18 protein-coding genes are annotated in these 21,989 nt (G+C 34.1%); 11 read left to right on the top strand and 7 right to left on the bottom strand.

Translation table 11 applies throughout. The features are described 5' to 3' along the window. Positions 1 to 57: 57 nt before the first annotated feature. From FOF46_RS12605 to FOF46_RS12595, 3 genes are all read right to left on the bottom strand, one after another. Positions 58 to 1,221 carry a formimidoylglutamase gene (locus tag FOF46_RS12605; protein WP_143916680.1) on the bottom strand — a complete coding sequence of 388 codons (1,164 nt, stop codon included), beginning with the start codon at positions 1,219 to 1,221 and terminating at the stop codon, positions 58 to 60. Positions 1,222 to 1,229: 8 nt separating this feature from the next. Next, a complete protein-coding gene (gene topA, locus FOF46_RS12600) occupies positions 1,230 to 3,731 on the bottom strand; it encodes a type I DNA topoisomerase (RefSeq protein WP_143916679.1) in 2,502 nt (833 codons plus the stop codon). A gap of 107 nt (positions 3,732 to 3,838) precedes the next feature. After that, positions 3,839 to 4,630, bottom strand: coding sequence for a hypothetical protein (locus tag FOF46_RS12595; RefSeq protein ID WP_109434110.1), 792 nt, complete (start codon positions 4,628 to 4,630; stop codon positions 3,839 to 3,841). Positions 4,631 to 4,762: 132 nt separating this feature from the next. On the opposite strand from FOF46_RS12595, the gene miaB reads away from it, so the two are divergent. The 7 genes from miaB (at position 4,763) to groL (ending at position 11,497) form a co-directional block, all read left to right on the top strand. Next, the gene (miaB, locus tag FOF46_RS12590; RefSeq protein WP_109434111.1) at positions 4,763 to 6,208 is read left to right on the top strand and encodes a tRNA (N6-isopentenyl adenosine(37)-C2)-methylthiotransferase MiaB; all 1,446 of its coding nucleotides are present in this window, start codon (positions 4,763 to 4,765) and stop codon (positions 6,206 to 6,208) included. A gap of 43 nt (positions 6,209 to 6,251) precedes the next feature. After that, positions 6,252 to 7,517 carry a sigma-54 interaction domain-containing protein gene (locus FOF46_RS12585; RefSeq protein ID WP_109434112.1) on the top strand — a complete coding sequence of 422 codons (1,266 nt, stop codon included), beginning with the start codon at positions 6,252 to 6,254 and terminating at the stop codon, positions 7,515 to 7,517. A gap of 4 nt (positions 7,518 to 7,521) precedes the next feature. Continuing rightward, positions 7,522 to 8,028 (top strand): LptE family protein, encoded by a 507-nt coding sequence (locus FOF46_RS12580; RefSeq protein WP_109434113.1) that lies wholly within the window; start codon positions 7,522 to 7,524, stop codon positions 8,026 to 8,028. A 21-nt stretch (positions 8,029 to 8,049) separates the two neighbouring features. Further along, positions 8,050 to 9,003, top strand: a complete 954-nt coding sequence (locus FOF46_RS12575; protein ID WP_143916678.1) for a hypothetical protein — start codon at positions 8,050 to 8,052, stop codon at positions 9,001 to 9,003. 15 nt (positions 9,004 to 9,018) lie between these two features. Further along, positions 9,019 to 9,348, top strand: coding sequence for a preprotein translocase subunit SecG (gene secG, locus FOF46_RS12570; protein WP_109434115.1), 330 nt, complete (start codon positions 9,019 to 9,021; stop codon positions 9,346 to 9,348). Between the two features lie 148 nt (positions 9,349 to 9,496). After that, the gene (locus tag FOF46_RS12565) at positions 9,497 to 9,772 is read left to right on the top strand and encodes a co-chaperone GroES (protein WP_025663354.1); all 276 of its coding nucleotides are present in this window, start codon (positions 9,497 to 9,499) and stop codon (positions 9,770 to 9,772) included. A gap of 87 nt (positions 9,773 to 9,859) precedes the next feature. Continuing rightward, positions 9,860 to 11,497, top strand: coding sequence for a chaperonin GroEL (gene groL / locus FOF46_RS12560; protein ID WP_109434116.1), 1,638 nt, complete (start codon positions 9,860 to 9,862; stop codon positions 11,495 to 11,497). A gap of 130 nt (positions 11,498 to 11,627) precedes the next feature. On the opposite strand, the gene FOF46_RS12555 is transcribed toward groL, so the two are convergent. Then, positions 11,628 to 13,109, bottom strand: a complete 1,482-nt coding sequence (locus tag FOF46_RS12555; protein ID WP_109434117.1) for a helix-turn-helix domain-containing protein — start codon at positions 13,107 to 13,109, stop codon at positions 11,628 to 11,630. A gap of 121 nt (positions 13,110 to 13,230) precedes the next feature. Between FOF46_RS12555 and aceB the strand changes: the two genes are divergently transcribed. Together aceB and FOF46_RS12545 are read left to right on the top strand one after the other, a co-directional pair. Further along, positions 13,231 to 14,829 carry a malate synthase A gene (aceB, locus tag FOF46_RS12550; RefSeq protein ID WP_143916677.1) on the top strand — a complete coding sequence of 533 codons (1,599 nt, stop codon included), beginning with the start codon at positions 13,231 to 13,233 and terminating at the stop codon, positions 14,827 to 14,829. A 313-nt stretch (positions 14,830 to 15,142) separates the two neighbouring features. After that, complete coding sequence (locus FOF46_RS12545; protein WP_109434119.1) at positions 15,143 to 16,441, top strand: hypothetical protein; 1,299 nt, start codon at positions 15,143 to 15,145, stop codon at positions 16,439 to 16,441. Positions 16,442 to 16,443: 2 nt separating this feature from the next. Here the strand turns inward: FOF46_RS12545 and FOF46_RS12540 are convergent, their stop codons facing one another. Both FOF46_RS12540 and FOF46_RS12535 read right to left on the bottom strand, forming a co-directional pair. Further along, the gene (locus FOF46_RS12540) at positions 16,444 to 17,274 is read right to left on the bottom strand and encodes a M15 family metallopeptidase (RefSeq protein ID WP_235010884.1); all 831 of its coding nucleotides are present in this window, start codon (positions 17,272 to 17,274) and stop codon (positions 16,444 to 16,446) included. 177 nt (positions 17,275 to 17,451) lie between these two features. Then, positions 17,452 to 18,018, bottom strand: coding sequence for a DUF3347 domain-containing protein (locus FOF46_RS12535; protein ID WP_143916676.1), 567 nt, complete (start codon positions 18,016 to 18,018; stop codon positions 17,452 to 17,454). A 177-nt stretch (positions 18,019 to 18,195) separates the two neighbouring features. Between FOF46_RS12535 and FOF46_RS12530 the strand changes: the two genes are divergently transcribed. Beyond that, entirely contained in the window at positions 18,196 to 18,651 is a 456-nt protein-coding gene (locus tag FOF46_RS12530; RefSeq protein ID WP_109434121.1) for a GAF domain-containing protein, read from the top strand. 42 nt (positions 18,652 to 18,693) lie between these two features. Continuing rightward, a complete protein-coding gene (gene galE, locus FOF46_RS12525; protein ID WP_109434122.1) occupies positions 18,694 to 19,710 on the top strand; it encodes a UDP-glucose 4-epimerase GalE in 1,017 nt (338 codons plus the stop codon). Between the two features lie 78 nt (positions 19,711 to 19,788). On the opposite strand, the gene FOF46_RS12520 is transcribed toward galE, so the two are convergent. After that, positions 19,789 to 21,903, bottom strand: coding sequence for a peptidylprolyl isomerase (locus FOF46_RS12520; RefSeq protein WP_143916675.1), 2,115 nt, complete (start codon positions 21,901 to 21,903; stop codon positions 19,789 to 19,791). Positions 21,904 to 21,989: the final 86 nt, after the last annotated feature.

Below are 21,989 nucleotides of genomic sequence, written 5' to 3'. Positions count from 1 at the left end.
ATTTCCAGAAAAACAATTTTTTTCTAAAAAAAACCTTAAATCTGCCTAATAAAAATGTTAAACTTCGTTTTTTCGTTTTGCCTTATACCATCTTTCAGGTATCTCTTGATTACAAGCACGCTCATAATCACTGTATGTGCAAGGTAATAACGTATGTCTTTTCAATTTATTATTACCAGATGAAATAAAAGGTATTTCAATCCACCATCTTCCTGTCATTGGACTCTTATAAAAAGACAATATTTCATCTTCTACAGGAACATTATAATGCAATGTGCTTTTTAAATTTTTGATATTAAGCTCATTAGACCTAAAATTAACTCCTTCAACAAAATACCATATGATTTGAGCAATTAATAATGAAGATGTTTCTTCATTTTTGAAATTTTTAAATTCATAAATCCCAAAACTTTTTACTTTATCACTAATTCCTGCATATCTGGAGATAGCGCAGATTTCTCGACCATCAAAACCATTAGGAGAAACTACCGTACCATTTAGACTTGTAGAATTCATAACCCCTAAATCAATAGATACAATATCTGCATCTCGCATAATAGGTTCTACAATGGTCACATCTGAAATAACCTCTCCTAAACGATAAGCGTCAAAGTATAATTTTTCTATAAGATCTATTTCTTCTTGAGAATTAAAATAGGTTTGATACCCTATATTACTATAATTAAACAAATTATAAGGTTGCTCTACTATAATCTTACCTACAAATGATGTATTTGTTATTGACTCTGAAGAATTTCCTAGATCAAACTTACTGTCCACGTTAGCCAAATTCACCATTCGCTCTAAAATATCAAAAGATCTATATTGAGCATAAACTAAATCCTGACTTCCTCCTATTATAATAGGTATAATATTTTTTTGAAGCAATGTAGACAACACCTCCTGTACCAAATAATAGGTATCACTAACCTCATTTCCTGGTTTAATATCACCCAGGTCCACTATATTAGAATTCCAATTTCCTGGATAGAGCTCATATAGTGCTTTACGGATAGCATCAAAATTTAATTTCTCTCCCAGAAAATTAACATCATTTCTATTCTCCTGAATACCTATAATAGCGAGATCAATTTTACTTAAATCAGGAATCCCATCATTACTTGTATGAATTTTGATCTGTTTCCCTAATGATTGATCTGAAAGTAAATTTGTATGCGCGGCTACTAAATCACTAACTGGCGCAAGAAATTCGAAAGACATATATTGATTTATTTCTTTTTAGTAGTCTTTTTTGTAGTTTTCTTCTTTGCTGCGGCTTTTTTCTTAGGAGCATTTTTCTCAATAAGATCCTTTACCTTGTCAAGAGTCAGTTTTGAAGCATCTACTGTTTTAGGCAGTTCTATTTTAACCTTACCTTTTATAATATTACTTCGACCCCATCTGGCTTTTTCTACTCGAATCCCTTCTTCTTCCCAATTATGAATTACCTTATCAATTTCTTTTTGCTTCTTTTCTTCAATAAGAGTTACAATATCATCATCAGACAGATTATCAAAGTCGTATTTCTTATTCACATTGATAAACATACCATTCCACTTTATAAAAGGGCCAAATCTACCTGTACCTTTTTGAACCGGAAGATCTTCATATGTATATATAGGAGCATCTGCTTTTTCTTTTGCATCAATTAATTCGATAGCTCTGTCCAAAGAAGTATTAAGAGGATCTTCTCCTTTTTCTAAGGAAACAAATTTTGCTCCAAACTTCACATATGGACCAAAACGACCATTATTAACTACAATCGTCTCTCCTTTATAATCTCCTAATTCTTTTGGCAATTGAAATAATTCCATTGCCTCTTCAAATGTAATACTACTTAATGTTTGCCCTGGAGGTAAACTAGCAAACTTTGGTTTATCTTCATCATCAACTGTTCCTATCTGAACCATCGGCCCAAATTTCCCTAAACGAACACTTACAGGCTTACCTGTGACAGGATCTTCTCCCAAAACACGTTCTCCGACTTCACGTTCTGCATTCTGAGCCACATCCTCTACTCTCGGATGAAATTCCTGATAAAAAGCTTTCATTACTTGAGTCCAATCTTCTTGACCTTCTGCTATTTCATCAAAATCCTGCTCTACTTTTGCTGTAAAATTATAATCAAGAATTGCAGAAAAATGATTTACTAAGAAATCATTAACTACCATCCCAACATCAGTTGGAATTAGTTTTCCTTTATCACTACCTACTTTTTCTGATAGCTTTTTCTCATCAATCACATCTCCAGAAAGCATCATCTGAATATAATCACGCGACTCACCTTCTTTAGAACCTTTCTCTATATATTTTCTATTCTGAATTGTAGAAATTGTAGGAGCATATGTAGATGGTCGTCCAATCCCTAATTCCTCAAGCTTTTTAACTAATGCTGCTTCTGTGTATCGACTTGGCGGACGAGTGAATCTTTCTGTAGCCGAAATATAGTTATTAAACAAGTTTTCTTGAACTTTCATTGCAGGAAGAATCCCTTCTTGTTCTTCATCTTCATCATCATTCCCTTCTAGATACACCTTTAAGAAACCTTCAAATTTTATCACCTCACCATTAGCCGTAAATTGTTCATTATGCGTGTTAGATTCTATCTTTACATTAGTCCTTTCTAATTGTGCATCACTCATTTGCGAAGCAATAGCTCGTTTCCAGATCAACTCATATAATCGCTGTTGATCATACTCCACGTTTACAGTATGCCTAGAAAAATCAGTTGGTCGAATTGCTTCGTGAGCTTCTTGTGCTCCTTTTGATTTTCCTTTATATTGTCTTGGATTACTATATTCATTACCATAAGCAGAATCAATTTCTGCCTTTGCACTATTTTGTGCTTCTGTTGATAAATTTACACTATCGGTTCTCATGTATGTAATCAAACCAGCTTCATACAATCGTTGAGCCATAGTCATTGTTTTACTCACTGAGAAATACAATTTCCTAGAAGCCTCCTGTTGTAAGGTTGATGTTGTAAAAGGTGGTGCTGGAGATTTTTTAGCCGGTTTTGTAGAAAGATCTGCTACTTTAAACAATGCTCCTGCGTTTTGTTTCAAAAACGACTCTGCTTCTTGCTTTGTTTTAAAATTCTTTGGAAGCTTAGCTTTGAATGATTTCCCTGCTTGATTAGAAAATTCTGCATCAATCCTATATGAACCTACAGCCTTAAAATCTAATATATTTCGCTCTCTTTCAACTATCAGTCTCACTGAAACTGACTGTACTCTTCCTGCCGATAATCCTCCTTTTACCTTACGCCATAAAACCGGAGACAATTCATACCCTACCAAACGATCCAATACACGTCTTGCCTGCTGTGCATTTACAAGATTGTAATCAATAGTACGTGGATTTTCTATGGCTTTAAGAATAGCATTTTTGGTGATCTCATGAAAAACAATACGACGAGTTCTCTCTTTGTCCAACTTTAACGTCTCAGCAAGATGCCAAGCAATAGCCTCTCCTTCTCGATCCTCATCACTAGCCAACCATACCATCTCTGCTTTCTTAGCAAGATCCTTCAGTTTTTTAACAACATCCTTTTTATCTTTGGAGACAATATATTTGGGTTTAAAATCGCCATCAACATCAACTCCCAACTCTTTTGCAGGTAAATCTGCAATATGTCCAAAACTGGATGCAACTGTATAATCTTTCCCAAGAAATTTCTCTATTGTTTTTGCCTTAGCAGGTGACTCCACAATCACTAAATTCTTAGCCATAATCCTATAATTTCTGATGACAAAAGTATATCAATTTTTTGAGATCAAGATTCTTTATTAAAAAATTAGTTTAAAAAAAACCTACTCGTCAGCAGGTTTTTAAATTTTTATTTTACAAATAACATCTCTTTATTTTGTGAATCGTCATCTCCGAAGCCAATAGTGTCTTTATACACATAATAAACCGGAAGCATGGCAAAAGATGCTGTTGCAAACACTCCTACAAAACACATAATATACCCAATGGTTGTTGCTAACATAGAAGAAATCCAAACTAACCCAAAAACTAGCAACCATTTCTTATTACCAAACTTAAAGCTGGTTTTTATTAAATCAGATACACTTAAATCTGGATTAAAAGCAAAAACAACTACTAGTAATTGCAATGGAACGATTACATAAAAAATAGGGAGATAACATAACAATGCAGCCAAAATGGTAATACCGAACTTTGCTATCGCCAAAGTAAAAACTTTTCCAAGATACTTTCCTTTAAGAAACATAAAATATGAAGACGTTTCCGGAAGACCTAAATCTACTTGTTTACAAACTCTGTAAAAATGAGCTGTAATCCCTAATTGGAATGCTGACGCCACCATTGACATCACTAATACCAAAACTATAAAAAGAAGCATGAAGCCTATTGATAATTCTTCACTAGGATATCCGTAATCTCCGTATTCACCATAATTATTTTCAAATCCGGATATTCCTGCAAGAGCAAAAATTGGAACATACATCACAAGAACCAGAGGAATAATTACAACCATTAAAAGTAAAATATGTATCATCCCTTGTAGCCAAACTTTTTTAAAAAGCTCTATACTTTTACCAAAGATTTCACCAAAATCCAAAGGCGTATTATTTTCTATTTTTTCAAGGAGGTTATTTAAAGTCATAGTTATATTTTATTGATTGAAGTGATCAAATATAGATTTTTTACAAAATAAACCCCTGCCACTTTGTCACAAATCGTATTAAAAAGTATCTTTGCACACTATTTGACCCCAATCAGTAAGGAATTATTTTTTATGGAGAAGATTATTGACGAAAGTATACAGGGACAACCACTTGCTCTTGAACAGAACAAAGAAAATCAGCGCAAGCTTTTTATAGAAAGCTACGGTTGTCAGATGAATTTTAGCGATAGTGAGATCGTTGCTTCTATCTTGGCAAAAGAAGGTTTTAACACAACACAAAATCTTGAAGATGCCGATTTGGTCTTGGTAAACACTTGTTCTATACGAGAAAAAGCCGAGCTAACTGTTAGAAAACGATTAGAAAAATATAATGCAGTAAAGAGAATCAATCCAGGAATGAAAGTGGGAGTTCTTGGATGTATGGCAGAACGTCTGAAAAGTAAATTCCTTGAAGAAGAAAAAATTGTTGATCTTGTTGTTGGACCTGATGCATACAAAGATCTTCCTAATTTAATAGAAGAAGTTGATGCCGGACGTAATGCTGTAAATGTTGTTCTTTCTAAAGAAGAAACCTATGGAGATATTTCTCCTGTAAGACTACAAAGTAATGGCGTATCTGCCTTTGTTTCTATAACCCGAGGTTGTGACAACATGTGTACATTTTGTGTTGTCCCCTTTACAAGAGGTAGAGAACGAAGCCGTGATCCGCAGAGTATTCTTGAAGAAATTGACGATCTAGTTCTTAAAAAATTTAAAGAAATTACATTATTAGGTCAGAACGTAGATAGTTATTTATGGTATGGTGGTGGTCTCAAAAAAGATTTTGAAAAGGCTAGTGATTTTCAGAAAGCGACCTCAGTAGATTTCTCAAAACTTCTTGACATGGTAGCAGAGAAATATCCTAAACTACGTATTCGCTTCTCGACTTCAAATCCGCAGGACATGACTTTAGATGTAATCAAAGTCATGGCAAAACACAAAAATATTTGCAAACACATACATCTTCCTATACAAAGTGGAAGTGATCGTATTTTAAAAGAAATGAATCGCCTCCATACTCGTCAGGAATATATGGATTTAGTTGACAATATTAAGAGAATAATTCCTGATTGTGCCATCACTCAAGATATGATTATCGGTTTTCCTACAGAAACCGAGCAAGACCACCAAGACACTTTATCCTTATTAGAACATGTAAAATATGAACATGGATACATGTATGCGTATTCTGAAAGACCAGGGACTCTTGCGGCACGCAAATTAGAGGATGATGTCCCAGAAGATGTAAAAAAACGAAGGCTTGCAGAAGTTATCGCATTACAACGAACACACTGCGCTTACAGGCACCAGAGTTATATCGGACAAACTTTTGAAGTATTAATTGAAAAAGAATCTAAAAAATCTGATCTGCATTGGAGCGGGAGAACGACAAAAAATATCGTCGCTATTTTTCCAAAGAAAGATTATAAAATTGGAGATTTTGTAATGGTAAAAATTAACGAATGTACCAGTGCAACTTTACTTGGCGAAGCTATTGGATATTCAGATAATAACTAATTCTTCAATACAAAAAATTAAAAAAAATAACAGTTTACAATAAATGGAATCAATTCAAGCCATAAAACAACGATTCGGAATTATAGGAAACGACCCTAAACTAAATCGCGCGGTAGAAAAAGCGATTCAAGTGGCTCCTACAGATATTTCTGTTTTAGTTACCGGAGAAAGCGGGGTAGGTAAAGAAAGTATTCCCAAAATCATACATTCTCTTTCTCATCGTAAACACGGCAAATACATTGCCGTAAATTGCGGAGCAATACCAGAGGGAACAATAGACAGTGAACTTTTTGGCCACGAAAAAGGAGCCTTTACAGGAGCTACTCAAACTCGAAATGGGTATTTTGAAGTAGCCGATGGCGGAACCATTTTTTTAGACGAAGTAGGAGAATTGCCTCTTACTACTCAAGTGAGATTACTTAGAGTTTTAGAAAATGGTGAATTTATTAAAGTTGGATCTTCAAAAGTTCAAAAGACAGACGTTCGTATTGTCGCCGCTACCAATGTAAACATGTTTGAAGCTATAAAAAAAGAAAAATTTAGAGAAGATTTATACTATCGCCTTAGCACAGTAGAAATTCTTCTCCCCCCTCTAAGAGATCGCAAAGATGACATCCATTTACTATTTAGAAAATTTGCTTCTGATTTTGCTACCAAATACAAAATGCCCACCATACGCTTAAGTGATGATGCCGTTGTATTATTAGAAAAATATCATTGGAGTGGTAACATTAGGCAATTGCGCAACATTGCAGAACAAATTTCAGTCCTTGAACAAAACAGGGCTATAACCGCAGTTACATTACATAGTTATCTACCTAACATTGGGAGTAATTTACCAGCGGTTATCTCTTCAGAAAAAAAGGACAGTGATTTCAGCAATGAAAGGGAAATTTTATATAAAGTCCTTTTTGACATGAAAGGTGATCTTAATGACCTTAAGAAGTTAACTATGGAGCTGATGCAAAGTGGCAATACACAACAGGTACAAAAGGATAATGAAGGGTTGATTCAAAAAATTTACCGTAAAGAAGAAGAAAAAGAAGACACTCATTTTGAAGCACCCGTACCGGCAACCTCTACAGAGGTATTGCATATAAACGCACCATCAACCCCTGTAAAAGAAGATGACAAATATCATTTTGCTGAAGAAATAGAGGAAGAAGAAACGTTATCGCTTCATGACAAAGAACTAGAATTAATAAAAAAATCACTAGAGCGTCATAGAGGAAAACGTAAAGCTGCAGCAGAAGAATTAGGAATAAGCGAACGTACTTTATACCGCAAAATCAAACAATACGATTTATAAAATAATGAGTAAACTAAAATATATCATAGCCACAGTAAGTATATTAATCTTAATACAAGGATGCGGAGTTTATTCTTTTAGCGGAATATCTCTTAATCCTGAAACCAAAACCTTTCAGGTTAATTTTTTCCAAAATCAAGCTCCCAGAGTGTTCCCGGGAGCAGATCAAGAATTCACCAATCAATTACAAGATTTAATACTAAACCAAACCAATCTTAGTTTAACAACATCTGGAGGTGATATTGTATATGAAGGCGAAATCGTACAAGATTATGTTGCACCTAATACTGCAACATCAAATATAACAGCAGCTCAAAACCGCCTTACTATTGCAGTAAACGTAAGGTTTTATGATGCAAAAGATCCCGAACAAGATTTAGAACAACGCTTTTCATTCTTCTTTGACTACCCTGCTGCTTCATCAGAAAACACAGTAAGAGCAGAAGCACTACAAATCATCTATGAAAGGATTACACAGGATATATTTAATGCTACTTTAGCGAGGTGGTAAATACATTATAACTAGAAATACTTGAATACTAAAGAACTTACATACTTGCTTCAGAATCCTGCTCAATTAAGCAAAGAGCAGACAAATTCTCTGGAAAAAATCATCAGAGCATTTCCCTATTTCCAATCGGCAAGATCTTTATTTTTAAAAGGTTTAAAAAACCAAGAAAGTTTTAGATACAATCAAGAACTCAAAACAACTGCAGCATACACAACTGATCGCAGTATATTATTTGATTTTATAACTTCTAATCTCTTTAATGAAAATTCAGAAGTGCAAGAAGAGACAAAAAAGAAGGATAGATCTGATATCCATGTTGTAGATGCTCAAGAAATAAAGACATTACCTAGAATTGCGATGGATGATGCTGTGCGAATGAAAATGAAAGAAGCTGAAGATGTATTAGATCCAGCATTATTTGCAAAAAGAAAAGAAAGCAGTACCCTTAAGGAGCTTGAGACTATAGCACCTGAAACACCTTTATCAACAGAAAAAGATCAACAGAAAAACGATAATACCAAGACTCCACAAGAGACATTACAAATTGACAAACCTCTTGACTTCAATACAAAAGAAACACATTCTTTTGCAGAATGGCTTAAACTAACTTCGATACCACCTATTGATAGAAAAACTGAGGGAGAATCTGAAACTCTAACATCCAAAACCGAGGAAAAGAAACCTATTCAAACCCTGGGGCAAAAGGATAAATTTAATCTTATTGATGAGTTTATCGCAAATAATCCAAAAATACAACCTGCCGCAAAAAATACTCCTTCACGCAATTTGGCCAAAGAAAGAACGTTACCTACAGATGAGTTGATGACCGAAACTTTGGCGAGAGTATATCTTGCTCAAAAAAACTTTAAAAAAGCAATTCAAGCATATAACATATTAATTTTGAAAAATCCCGAAAAAAGTGGTTTCTTTGCAGACCAAATTCGAGCCATCAAGAAATTACAAGAAAATAAATAACAATATATAATAGCAATGACAACGTTTTCAATCTTTTTAATATTAATCGTCATAGTATCATTTTTACTCGTTGTAGTAATTATGGTACAAAACCCTAAAGGAGGTGGATTATCTTCTTCTTTTGGAGGCGGAGGAACTCAACAATTAGGTGGGGTAAAGAAAACCACTGACTTTTTAGATAAAAGTACCTGGACTTTAGCAACATTATTATTAGTATTAATCTTATTATCTAATATTGATTTAATGGGTGATAGTGCTATTCAGGATTCAAAAGTAAATACAGATGATGTTCAGGTAGAGACACCTGTAACTCCTCCTGCTACTCAAGATGACAACAAAGAGTAACATCTTAAAAAATAATTAAAAAAAATGCCGACTTGTCATACAGTCGGCATTTTTTGTTTCAATTTGTCAGTAATGCCTTGATGGCATAATTTCTGAAATAAAAGCTTCGAATATTTCATTTTAATTTTAATAATAAAAACTAATCATAATGGGAGTAAATATTAAACCTCTTTCAGATCGCGTAGTTGTAGAACCACTTCCTGCTGAAACACAAACAGCATCTGGATTATTCATTCCTGATTCTGCCCAGGAGAAACAACAAAAAGGTAAAGTAGCTGCTGTAGGTGGTGGAAAAAAAGACCACGACATGACCGTTAAAGTTGGTGACACCGTACTTTATGGTAAATATGCAGGTACAGAATTAAAATTAGATGGAAAAGATTATCTAATTATGCGTGAGGATGATATCCTTGCCATCGTATAAAGAGAAGGTAATTAATCCTTATAAAATAATTTAAACTTTAATTCTAAAGATTTCTGTTTTCACAGAAATAAAAAATAAAATTTCATTATGGCAAAAGACATAAAATTTGACATAGAAGCACGCGATGGTATCAAACGCGGTGTAGATGCATTAGCTAATGCAGTAAAAGTAACATTAGGACCTAAAGGACGTAATGTAATTATCAGTAAATCATTTGGAGCTCCAACCGTAACTAAAGATGGAGTTTCTGTAGCAAAAGAAGTTGAATTAGAAGATGCTCTGGAAAATATGGGAGCACAAATGGTAAAAGAAGTAGCTTCTAAAACAAATGATCTTGCAGGAGACGGTACTACTACCGCAACGGTATTAGCGCAAGCTATCGTTAAAGAAGGTCTTAAAAATGTAGCTGCAGGAGCTAATCCAATGGATTTAAAGCGTGGTATTGACAAAGCCGTACAAGCAATTACAGAAGATCTTTCTAGCCAAACTAAAGAAGTAGGGGACTCTTCTGACAAAATCAAACAAGTAGCTGCTATATCTGCTAATAATGATGGAACTATTGGAGATCTTATCGCTCAAGCTTTCGAAAAAGTTGGTAAAGAAGGAGTAATTACAGTAGAAGAAGCAAAAGGAACAGATACTACTGTAGATATTGTTGAAGGAATGCAATTTGACAGAGGATATCTTTCACCATACTTTGTAACAAACAGTGAAAAAATGACAGCTGATCTTGAGACTCCATATATCTTATTATATGACAAGAAGATCTCTGCTATGAAAGATCTACTTCCGGTTTTAGAGCCTGTTGCACAAACTGGAAAACCACTATTAATCATTGCAGAAGATGTAGATGGTGAAGCGCTAGCTACTCTTGTAGTAAATAAATTACGTGGTGCACTTAAAATCGCAGCTGTAAAAGCTCCTGGTTTTGGTGATAGACGTAAGGCAATGCTAGAGGATATTGCAATTTTAACTGGTGGTACAGTAATTTCTGAAGAACGAGGATTTACATTAGAAAATACGACTATAGAACATCTAGGTACTGCAGAAAAAGTAGCTATCGATAAAGACAATACAACTGTAGTTAATGGTGCTGGTGGTGAAGATTTAATCAAAAACAGAGTAAATCAAATCAAAGCTCAGATAGAAACTACAACCTCTGACTATGATAAAGAAAAATTACAGGAACGTCTAGCAAAATTAGCTGGAGGTGTTGCTGTATTATATGTAGGAGCTGCTTCTGAAGTAGAGATGAAGGAAAAGAAAGACCGTGTTGACGATGCACTTCATGCAACTCGAGCTGCAGTAGAAGAAGGTATTGTTGCTGGTGGTGGTGTTGCCTTAGTTAGAGCTAAAGCTGTCCTTGATAATGTAAAAACTGAAAATGCTGATGAAGCAACAGGTGTACAAATCGTAAACCGTGCTATCGAATCACCACTTAGAACTATCGTAGAAAATGCCGGAGGTGAAGGATCTGTGGTGATTTCTAAAGTTCTTGAAGGGAAAGACAACTTTGGTTATGATGCAAAATCTGAAGCTTACGTAGATATGCTTAAAGCTGGAATCATTGATCCTAAAAAAGTGACTCGTATTGCTCTTGAAAACGCAGCTTCTGTTTCTGGTATGATTCTTACTACCGAATGTGCATTAATAGACATTAAAGAAGATGCTCCTGCTGGAGGCGGAATGCCACCAATGGGTGGAGGTATGCCAGGCATGATGTAATGGCAAATCGCCATAGATAATAATTAAGCCAGTTTGCGAATATAAGCAGCTGCTAGAATAATAGTAAAACCCATCTTGATTTTTCAAGATGGGTTTTCTTTTTTTAGTAGTAATTATTATACTAAAGTAATCAAGAATATTGTTTCATAATATCAGCAACTAACACTGCAGTTTTCTTATGTTTCTCCTTGGCTATTAATCGTTTTGGAGGTGCCATTCTAACTTCACAATCTAATAATGAACAAGACTCACAGGTGACTCCAACTTTCACTTTAGGAATTTTATTATCATTAACAAAACTGATCTTTTTTTCTAATGCAGAAGAAATCAAAAACCCTATTCCGATACTACGGTAATAATCTTTTCTAAATGGGTCTTTTGTTGCAGAAGTAAACACCAAATATTGCTGATCTGTATCAGCATAATCCGAAATCTGAATATTAAAAGCATAATCGATCCCTTCATTAGCTGTACGCTGCAATGTCTTTATTGCCATCCATCGTCTGCAATAATGTTCATTAACTTCATTCGCGTGTGGTTGTTGCTGATGAGTAATATGGAGTTCTTTAACCAAGTTAAATTTTTCTACACCAAGTTTATGTGTGAACCGAAGAAAGAACACATTCTGCATCCCAAAATCTTTTGGTAAGATGTTAGTCAGACGTTGATAAAAAGATTCAGGAGAAGCATTATATAAGTTTATAATTTTATGAAAAGCTTTTTCGGAAAACCGCTTCATTGCAAAAAGATTTTTGAGATGATCTTTAAGATGAGTTCTGGGAATAATTAGTGCTCCTGCAAAATAAGATGCATAAAAATTATGTAATACCTCTTCAAAATTATCATATCGTATCCATGAAAAAGTATAAGGCCTTTCTTTAATATTAAGATATTGATACCCCAATTCCTTAGCATAGATAAATGTTTTCTGCGCCTCATCTACCCGATCAGACAATAAAAGTGTTTTTGTTGACGGTACAAATACCGACCTTAAGTTATCCAATTCCTCTTCCCTGGGAATACCTTCAACATTAATAGTATACCCGTATTCTTCCTTCAGGATTTCTTCTAACTCTACAGATGATATTTTTCCGGTTAGATCTAATTGATACGAATTAGCACAACGTATAGCTTTATCTTCTAAATCTTTAAAAAAATTGTTATGCGCTTCCTGATATGATCTTAACGAAGCTAGATAAAAGCCTTCACGACTCATATTATAATGTTGAGCAATCTCTATAATTGTACTTATAAAAGCATTTACCTTAGAAGGTGCATTTGCAATGATATCAATCAAATCACTTTGTTGTATCCCAAATAACTCCAAAGGGATTTCATCTAAAATTCCAGATTGTAAAATTTCACCGATTGGAGCCAGATTTTTATCTAATTTTAAAGAAACCAAACTATCATAAGGAACATCTAATGTTTCTGCAAGCTTGATAATTTTATCTGTTTTAGGGTACTTTTTTCCTTTTTCTATCTCGTTTAAATACGACTTAGAAAGTCCACATAACTTAGATAAGCCAAAAAGTGATAAATCCTTATCTGTACGTATCTGCTTGATTTTCAGACCAAAAATCAATCTAATATATTCTTCTGCTATTGCCATAATATCAAAAGTAACAATTTTTGCGTAATTGTTAAAAAAAGGAAAAATTCACATTTAGCGAACGTTCGCTTGTTTTATAAAAAACTTTTTTTTAATATTGTTCACTCAAAACGATATAGTTATGGAAACACAGACAAACCTTAGTCAGAAAATTAGCTTCTCTAAAGAAGTTAGAAATTACCATCCTGAGATTTTAACCGATGGTGCGCTGACCTTTTTAGAAGCTTTGCAAGATCGTTTTAATGAAAAACGATTAACTCTTTTAAAAAATCGCGAGTGTCAGCAACAGTTGTTTGACCTGGGAACGTATCCTTCTTTTCCAGAAAACACAAAAGAAATTCGTAACAGTGAATGGGCCGCAGCTCCAATCCCTTCTGATCTACAAGATCGTAGAGTTGAGATCACAGGTCCTGTAGACAGAAAGATGGTCATTAACGCCTTAAACTCTGGAGCCAAAACGTTCATGGCAGATTTTGAAGACAGTAATGCTCCTCTTTGGGAAAATTGTCTTCAAGGACAAAAAAACCTTAAAGATGCCGTCAACAAAACTATTTCGTTTTATAACCCAAAAAGGGATAAAACATATCAACTAAAAGAAAAGATTGCTACATTAATTGTACGCCCCAGAGGTCTACATCTTAATGAAAAACACCTTTTAATAAAAGAACAACAAATGAGTGCTTCTCTTTTTGATTTTGCATTGTATTTGTTTCACAATAATGAGCAATTAAGAGAAAACGGCACAGGACCTTATTACTACCTTCCAAAACTAGAGCATTTTACTGAAGCTATCTGGTGGAATGATGTAATAGATTTTTCTGAAGAATATCTTGGCATCGAACATGGAGCCGTAAAAGTAACTGTACTTGTAGAGACTATAACAGCAAGTTTTCAATTAGATGAGATCATATACGCACTAAAAGACCACATTGTTGGATTGAATTGTGGAAGATGGGATTACATCTTTAGCTATATTAAAAAACTTAGAAACCACAAAGGTTTTGTGGTTCCTGATCGATCACAGGTAACCATGACCAGCCCTTTTATGGATGCTTATAGCAAACTGGTTATCCAAAGATGTCACAAAAGAAACATTCTTGCTATTGGAGGTATGGCCGCACAAATTCCCATTAAAGATGATGAAGAAAAAAATGCCATCGCTTTTACAAAAGTACGTGCAGACAAAGAACGTGAAGTAAAAAATGGTCATGATGGTACTTGGGTAGCACATCCAGGATTGGTGAAATTAGCTTTAAACGTGTTTGACACACATATGCCTAACCCCAATCAAATGGATGTGAAACGAAATGATGTGAAAATTACAGAAAGTGATCTTTTAGCTATCCCAGAAGGCACAATAACAGAAAAAGGGATTCGCGACAATATCAATGTAGGAATTCACTATATCGCTACTTGGCTAGGCGGAAATGGTGCAGTTGCACTATACAACCTCATGGAAGATGCTGCCACAGCAGAGATTAGCCGAACACAGATATGGCAATGGCTAAAAAATGAAGTGTTATTGGACGACGGAAGAACATTTGACACCATATTGTTTCAGAAGCTATTTGAAGATGAACTTAATATTATCAAAAACCAGGTGGGTGATTCACTTTTTGAAACAGAAAATTATCAAAATGCAGTGCAGATTTTCGCTAAACTAGTTACTTCAGACGAATTTGAAGAATTTCTAACCACTCAAGCATATCAATATTTATAAAGTAACATATTTCAAAATTTAAGTCATAAATACAAGACCTTGCAGAGCTCCTTACTTTGAAACATCAATTTACAAAACTACATTATTTGATGCTGCAAACATGGTAACTGTAGGTAAACCTTCTACTATCGCCAGGGAGGGAAGTACAGAAGTAGAACAGTTTTAATTTTTTCCGATTTTATAATTGTGCTCAAGAACGGCATTCACTACGGTGAGTGTCGTTTTTTTTCACATCATTAATAAGCAAAATTAGTAAATCATTCCTATATTAGTTTCTTTTTACTTCTTAAAACTATACCATTAATAAGTTTGCATGAAATCCAATCAAAATATCTCTAACACCACTTCCTGGAATCTACCCACCCTGGTCACATTCAGGTTCTTCTTCGTTTATCTTTTTCTGAATATTTTCCCATTTCCTCTATATTACATAGGAAGTATAATTGGGCAAGATGATTTATTTTCATTTTACACTAATTGGACGCAAGAGCTTTCGGTTTGGGTAGGGAAAAATATTTTAGGAATCAAGTATGAGATTATAATAGGACCTAACGGAAGCGGAGATACTACTGCGGATTATATTTTTCAATTTATTACTTTAAGCATAGCAATAATCACATCGGTTATTTGGAGTTTTTTAGATTTTAGAAGAAAAAATTACTCAACACTATTCATGTATCTAAGAGTATTTGTTAGATACTACATTGCTGCAACTATGTTTTCTTATGGGTTTTCTAAAGCATTTACCTTGCAATTCTCTGAGTTAAGTCTTATGGATCTTGTAAAAACTTATGGCAATTCCTCCCCTATGGGTTTAATGTGGAATTTCATGGAATATAGTGACACTTACACAAGATTTTCTGGTTACGCAGAAATAATAGCAGGTATATTACTAGTTTTTAGAAAGACTACTTTATTTGGAGCCTTAATGACAGTTGCTGTTATGTTCAATGTTTTTATGATGAACATGAGTTACGACATACCTGTAAAATTATATAGTGGACTACTAACCATTATGGGGCTCTTTTTATTAGCACCAGACCTAAAACGTATAATAAATTTTCTGCTTCTTAACAAGCCTGTACAACCAAAAGTATTCACACCTTATTTTACTAAACATAAAGCAAAAACTGCTACTTTAATTGCCAAAACTTTAGTTATTTGTTTTTTTCTATACACCAATATCAGCGAATCTGCCGAAGGCCAAAAAAAATGGGGTAAAGAAGCACCTAAATCCTCTTTATATGGCATCTATGAAGTCATAGAATTTATAAAAAATAACGACACTTTGCCCCCATTGACAACAGACACTATACGCTGGAAAAGAATTTTAGTGGACAAGCGTTATACGGGGCTACAAACAATGGATGAAAAGTTTATATACAAAAAAGAGAAAACTGATACTATTTCTAAAACATTAGAGCTTACTGCATATCGAGACAGTACAGATGTTCAAAAACTTCAATACCACATACAAGATAGCTTATACTTTTTTGAAGGGATTTACTATGGTGATACTCTAAAAATCAAAACTAAAAAGAAAAAGCGTAATGAGTTTTTATTAATCAACAGAGGATTTCATTGGATAAATGAATACCCATATAATCGATAATCTCAATCACATTTCCATTTAAAATCTGAGATCTTATAACCTCCATTACTTTTAAAGTTATAATGCCACCATTCTGTCCTTATGGTTTTAAACCCATGTTTTTCCATAGTTTCACGCAACAATTTGCGGTGACTGAGTATCGTTTTTGAATGACCATTATATGAATGATGTGCTTCTTTCCCGAAATGGTCAAAATCTGTTCCCATATCTACGCCACCACCTGCTGACCTTACTAAAGTGATATCTACTGCCGCACCTTTATTATGAATAGATCCCCCTTTAGGATCAGCAACATATCCAGGATTAGGAAAAATCTTCCACATCTTTTTCTGAACACTATGCGGGCGATAACAATCAAAGAGCTTTATTCTATAGCCTTGTGCAAGGAGATCATTATTTGCTTTTACGAGTGCTTCTGCAACTTCCTTTCTAACATAACACTTAGCACAGGAATATACTTTCTCTTTCAAAAAATTATTAGAAGTAGCATATCGCATATCCAAAACAAATTCACTGGACATCTCCTCTATATTCACAAAACCTTCATCATTTGTATCAACAGCATTTTCTGTATTCACAATACCATCTGCAGCGATAGTTTTTTTTGTATCATCAGTACTTTCTGCACTCGATTCACCGCCTATCAGCATGACTATTGAATCTTTTTTTCTGAGCATACTCTGCTCTACTTTTTCTCCTCGTGCCTGTAATGCTTTAGATCTCTCTAAAAGGGCAATAGTTTGAGCCGTAGGCCCAGGAATTGCTTTTACATTATCATTACAAGAAAAAAACAGTACAGAAAAAATCAATAGCATTAATTTTCTCTCTATCATATCCATTTTTGTTTTTATCCCAATTACAATAAATATCTCGCATATTCCCATTCATATAGATTTCCCTCAAAAACTATATCAATTACATGCTTGATATCTTTAAATATAGTCAATATTTTTATTTTCAGTGTTTTCGCACACTGAGCCATAAATTATTTTTCTTTTCAGTTCATTATTTTACTTAAAAACATCTTTCACACTTCCACAAACAAGCATCTTATCTCCAAAAAAAGGATTTCTAATTTCCTCAGAATCAGACAACCAATACCCTCCTTCTCCATCAAAAGCCATTGGACAAAACTGTTTATATACAGCTCCTGAAGTTATTTTTGCATCATGTATTAACTTCTCAGTTTCGTTGGTTAAAGAAACAAAAAAATTACGTTGTTCTTTTATGTCTTTGGTTAAGGAAATTAGCTTTGAAGTTGCCTTAAGAGATTTATACTCTTCTAACACACCTATGGCAGCTTCCAGCTTTTTTGCCTCTACCTGAACACCTTCACTATTTGAATTCACTAGTGCTGCTTTGATATTAAGATATAAGCCATATATTTCAAGGGTTTTTCCATCCGAAAACTTAACTTCAGACACTTCATTTGTGATATTTAGATCAACACTTCCATCTAATTCATTCTGTGTAACAGTGACTGGTTTTTTATCTTGATTACAAGAAATTGAAATCAATGTCACTATAACCAGAAGTAATCCATATCTAACATTCAATATATTTAAATTCCTTTGCATAGAATCAGAAAATTTATTCGTCTATTAATTATTCCAAAAACCACAAAGTTAATTTAATATTTAAAACAATTAACAAAAGTATTTCTCTTTGAATATTTTTTTTAACAAAACTATACCATTAAGAATTCAGGACTTTTCTAAATATTTTAGATATTTTTGCCGGTAAAATTGTAAGGAATGCCATTTGAAGAGTTAAAACCCCAAGTAATACAGCTATTAAAAAATGAAGACCAATCAGTAACAGATAGATTACATACGATTTGTCAATTACTCAAAGACAAGATTGATTATTATGATTGGGTTGGTTTTTATTTTAAAAACGAAGACAAAGAGGAACTAAAACTTCGCACATATGTTGGCGCAGAAACAGATCATGTTATTATCCCTTTCGGGAAGGGTATTTGTGGTCAGGTAGCTGTATCTAATGAAAACTTTGTAGTTCCTGATGTGCAAGCACAGGACAATTATATTGCATGCAGCTTTACTGTTAAATCAGAGATTGTAATTCCATTATTCAAAAATGGAGAAAATATCGGACAAATTGATATAGATTCTGAAACCCCAAACCCTTTCACAGAAAAAGATGAAAGATTTTTAGAATTTGTAAATCAAGAAGTTGCTAAAATCCTTTAATTATTGTTCCTTCGTTGGTTCAAACATTAAATCATTTTACATATGAAAATCTTAGTCACGGGGGGATTGGGATTTATAGGTTCTCATACCGTAGTAGAGCTACAAAACAAAGGATATGAAGTTGTTATTATAGACAATTGCTCTAATTCTTCTCCTGATGTTATCAAAGGAATACATGCCATCACAGGTAAAGATGTAATTTTTGAACAATTCGATCTTAGAGAAAAGGATAAAGTGCAGGAGTTTTTTAAACGTCATCATGATATTGAAGGCGTCATTCATTTTGCAGCCTCAAAAGCCGTTGGAGAAAGCGTAGAAAAACCCTTACTATACTATGAAAACAACTTGTCAACCTTAGTTTTCATGCTGCAGCAACTAACAGAAAAAGCTTCTGCTAATTTTATTTTCAGTTCTTCATGTACCGTATATGGGCAAGCAGATGAACTTCCGATTACCGAAGATGCACCCGTAAAAGCTGCAGAATCTCCTTATGGAAACACAAAACAAATTGGTGAAGAAATCATAAGAGATACCTGCAAAGTACACCCAGCACTAAAAGCTATATCTCTTCGCTATTTTAACCCAATTGGAGCACATCCTACAGCTGAAATTGGTGAATTACCTATTGGTGTGCCTCAGAACCTGGTTCCTTTTATTACACAGACCGCTATCGGCCTTAGAGAACAATTATCAGTTTTTGGTGATGATTACCCTACAGTAGACGGAACTTGCATCAGAGACTACATTCATGTGGTAGATCTAGCAAAAGCTCATGTAGTAGCCTTACAACGATTATTAGAAGATAATAATAAATCTAACTATGAAGTCTTTAATGTAGGCACAGGAACCGGAAGCTCTGTTTTAGAAGTAATCCATTCTTTTGAAAAAGCATCTGACAAAAAGCTGAACTATAAAATTGTCGAAAGAAGAGAAGGTGATATTACCGCAGCATATGCTGATACTACCAAAGCAAATAATGAATTAGGCTGGAAAGCAAAAAGCAGTCTGGATGATTCACTCAGTTCTGCCTGGAAATGGGAACAAAAAGTTAGAAGTTAGAAAAACTTTAATTCACTTTATAAAATAAGAAAGCCTGAAGTCTCAACTTCAGGCTTTCTTATTTATATGATTTAAATCTTAGTAAAATCTAGCTCTTTTATCTTCAATCTCTGCAGCTTCTTTAAGCGCATCAAAAACTTTAGAGTTCACTAACCCAGCTTGTGTTTTAGATGCTTGTGAAGCATAGCTCATATAAGTCTCTAAACCACTTGCAGGTGTTTTCTTCGTCACCTCTACTACATACACTCCATTGTTACCTACAATAGGACCAGAAACGTTCCCTATTTCTAAAGCAAAAGCAGTACCCACCACTTTTGGCTCTGTTCCAGCTCCACTAATAGTAGGAGTTTTCATTGTTAATGCAGAAGCTACTTTTACTGTTTGACCTTGACTTTGTGCAATTGCATCAAGAGCAGTTCCAGAAATTTTAGCTTTTAATGTTTCTGCCTTCTTCTCTTTAATTAGAATTGGCTTTACCGTAGGACTAGCATCTTCAACTGTCATAGTCCCTTTATCTGATTTTGCAGTTAATTGAACCACAGCATACCCTTCTGGGATATCAAATCGTTTTATTTCACCAATTTTAGATTCCTCATTAAATGCCCACTGCACTACTGTTCTTCTAGCACCTAATCCAGGGATATTCTCATCTAATTCTTTAATATTATTAACTGGTCGAACGGTTAATTCATTTTCTTTAGACACTTCTTCGAAATCCTTGTCTTTTGCAGAGATTTGAAATTTAGTAGTTTCTGTAAAAATTGCATTTATTGTCTTTTCACTTGGCTCTACCTTTTGTGCTACAGTTGCCACTTTTATAGCTCTTTCTTCATCTGTCTGATCTTCGATACTAATAATATGATACCCAAATTGAGTTTCTACAATACCCTGATCTCCTGTTTTATTATCAAAACAATAATCATTAAAAACAGGAACCATAGCTCCCGGAGTAAAGTATCCTAAATCTCCTCCTTTATCTTTATTAGAACTGTCAGCAGAGAATTCTGAAGCTAATGTTGCAAATTTAGCTTTATCTACTCTGGTAACACCAATGATACTATCTGCTAGAGCTTTCGCTTCTTCTTTGGTACGTTTTGTATCACCAGCAGTCCCTAATCCTACCCAAGAAATTAAAATGTGACTTGCTTTTACAGAATCTGGTATTTGCTTTTGAGCAACAACCCTAGAAACTTTAATAAAATCTCCATCCTTATATGGCCCATAGACATCACCTACTTCTAGGTTATAAATTGTATCAGCTACTGTAGCTGGTAAATCTTTTTTGAACTTAAAACGATCATCAAATTTTACAGCAGAGTTTTGATTAACATAATCCTCTACATTTTCAACATTTCTGAATCCTTTAACGGTATCTGTTTTCCCATTTTCAAATTCTGCTTTATCATCCAATAAACTTGCAACTCTTCCTTTGATTTCATCTATATCTTCCTGGCTTGCTTCTTCATTAAAAAGCACATATCGTATACTTCTTGAAGCTTCTGCTTTATACTGATCTGCATGTGCATCAACATAAGCTTTAATTTCTGCATCAGTTACATTAACTTCTGCATCTTCAATACTAGAAAATGGTAATTGCACATATTTAATATCTACATTATCATTTTCCATCTTATACACCAATTCACCTTCTTTTAATGTAGATCCCACACCAGCTTTGATCATATTAAGATACACTTGCTCACGAGCTCCTTTACTAATAGAAACCTCATACTCCAACCACTGTTGGTAAGCTTGTGGAGATGTTGCTTTTACATTTGCAACATATTCTTGCATTTTAGCCTTATCAAAAACTCCAGCCTCATTCTGAAACGTTGGATTGTTTGCTAAGGATTCTTCCAGTAATTGATTTACTTGATCTTCACCTACTATAATCCCTAACTCTTCAAATTGCTCTTCAAAAACTGTTTCACGTATTTCTTGGTTCCATACGTAATTAACAGCCTGAATGCTTGATGATCCTCCTCCAAAACTTCTAGAAGCTGTTTCTACTTTTCTAGCAAAATCAGTTCTATCAATATCTTTTCCGTTTATCGTTGCGATTACATTTTCAGCTTTTTGTGAAATTGCTCCTCCGTTACGAATCAAATCCGCCAAAACAAAAGAGAAAAGTGCTAATGCAATGATTACAATAAGAAAAACCGAACGTTGTCTGATTTTATTTAAAACTGCCATGATGTGTAATTATTTATTCAAAATATAGTGGGCGAAAGTACCATTTTATTGTAATAATACCAATTAAAATTCTGAAAGTATTATTA

The organism is Aquimarina algiphila (assembly GCF_007489275.1).
In the GTDB taxonomy this organism is placed as follows: domain Bacteria; phylum Bacteroidota; class Bacteroidia; order Flavobacteriales; family Flavobacteriaceae; genus Aquimarina; species Aquimarina algiphila.
Note: the sequence above shows the minus strand (reverse complement) of the source record. Positions and strands in the feature narration are given on the sequence as shown.

Coding starts and splice junctions, on each gene's coding strand:
- FOF46_RS12605 (WP_143916680.1), bottom strand. CDS start 1,221: ATGTCTTTCGAATTTCTTGCGCCAGTTAGTGATTTAGTAGCCGCGCAT.
- topA (WP_143916679.1), bottom strand. CDS start 3,731: ATGGCTAAGAATTTAGTGATTGTGGAGTCACCTGCTAAGGCAAAAACA.
- FOF46_RS12595 (WP_109434110.1), bottom strand. CDS start 4,630: ATGACTTTAAATAACCTCCTTGAAAAAATAGAAAATAATACGCCTTTG.
- miaB (WP_109434111.1), top strand. CDS start 4,763: ATGGAGAAGATTATTGACGAAAGTATACAGGGACAACCACTTGCTCTT.
- FOF46_RS12585 (WP_109434112.1), top strand. CDS start 6,252: ATGGAATCAATTCAAGCCATAAAACAACGATTCGGAATTATAGGAAAC.
- FOF46_RS12580 (WP_109434113.1), top strand. CDS start 7,522: ATGAGTAAACTAAAATATATCATAGCCACAGTAAGTATATTAATCTTA.
- secG (WP_109434115.1), top strand. CDS start 9,019: ATGACAACGTTTTCAATCTTTTTAATATTAATCGTCATAGTATCATTT.
- FOF46_RS12565 (WP_025663354.1), top strand. CDS start 9,497: ATGGGAGTAAATATTAAACCTCTTTCAGATCGCGTAGTTGTAGAACCA.
- groL (WP_109434116.1), top strand. CDS start 9,860: ATGGCAAAAGACATAAAATTTGACATAGAAGCACGCGATGGTATCAAA.
- FOF46_RS12555 (WP_109434117.1), bottom strand. CDS start 13,109: ATGGCAATAGCAGAAGAATATATTAGATTGATTTTTGGTCTGAAAATC.
- aceB (WP_143916677.1), top strand. CDS start 13,231: ATGGAAACACAGACAAACCTTAGTCAGAAAATTAGCTTCTCTAAAGAA.
- FOF46_RS12545 (WP_109434119.1), top strand. CDS start 15,143: ATGAAATCCAATCAAAATATCTCTAACACCACTTCCTGGAATCTACCC.
- FOF46_RS12540 (WP_235010884.1), bottom strand. CDS start 17,274: ATGATAGAGAGAAAATTAATGCTATTGATTTTTTCTGTACTGTTTTTT.
- FOF46_RS12535 (WP_143916676.1), bottom strand. CDS start 18,018: ATGCAAAGGAATTTAAATATATTGAATGTTAGATATGGATTACTTCTG.
- FOF46_RS12530 (WP_109434121.1), top strand. CDS start 18,196: ATGCCATTTGAAGAGTTAAAACCCCAAGTAATACAGCTATTAAAAAAT.
- galE (WP_109434122.1), top strand. CDS start 18,694: ATGAAAATCTTAGTCACGGGGGGATTGGGATTTATAGGTTCTCATACC.
- FOF46_RS12520 (WP_143916675.1), bottom strand. CDS start 21,903: ATGGCAGTTTTAAATAAAATCAGACAACGTTCGGTTTTTCTTATTGTA.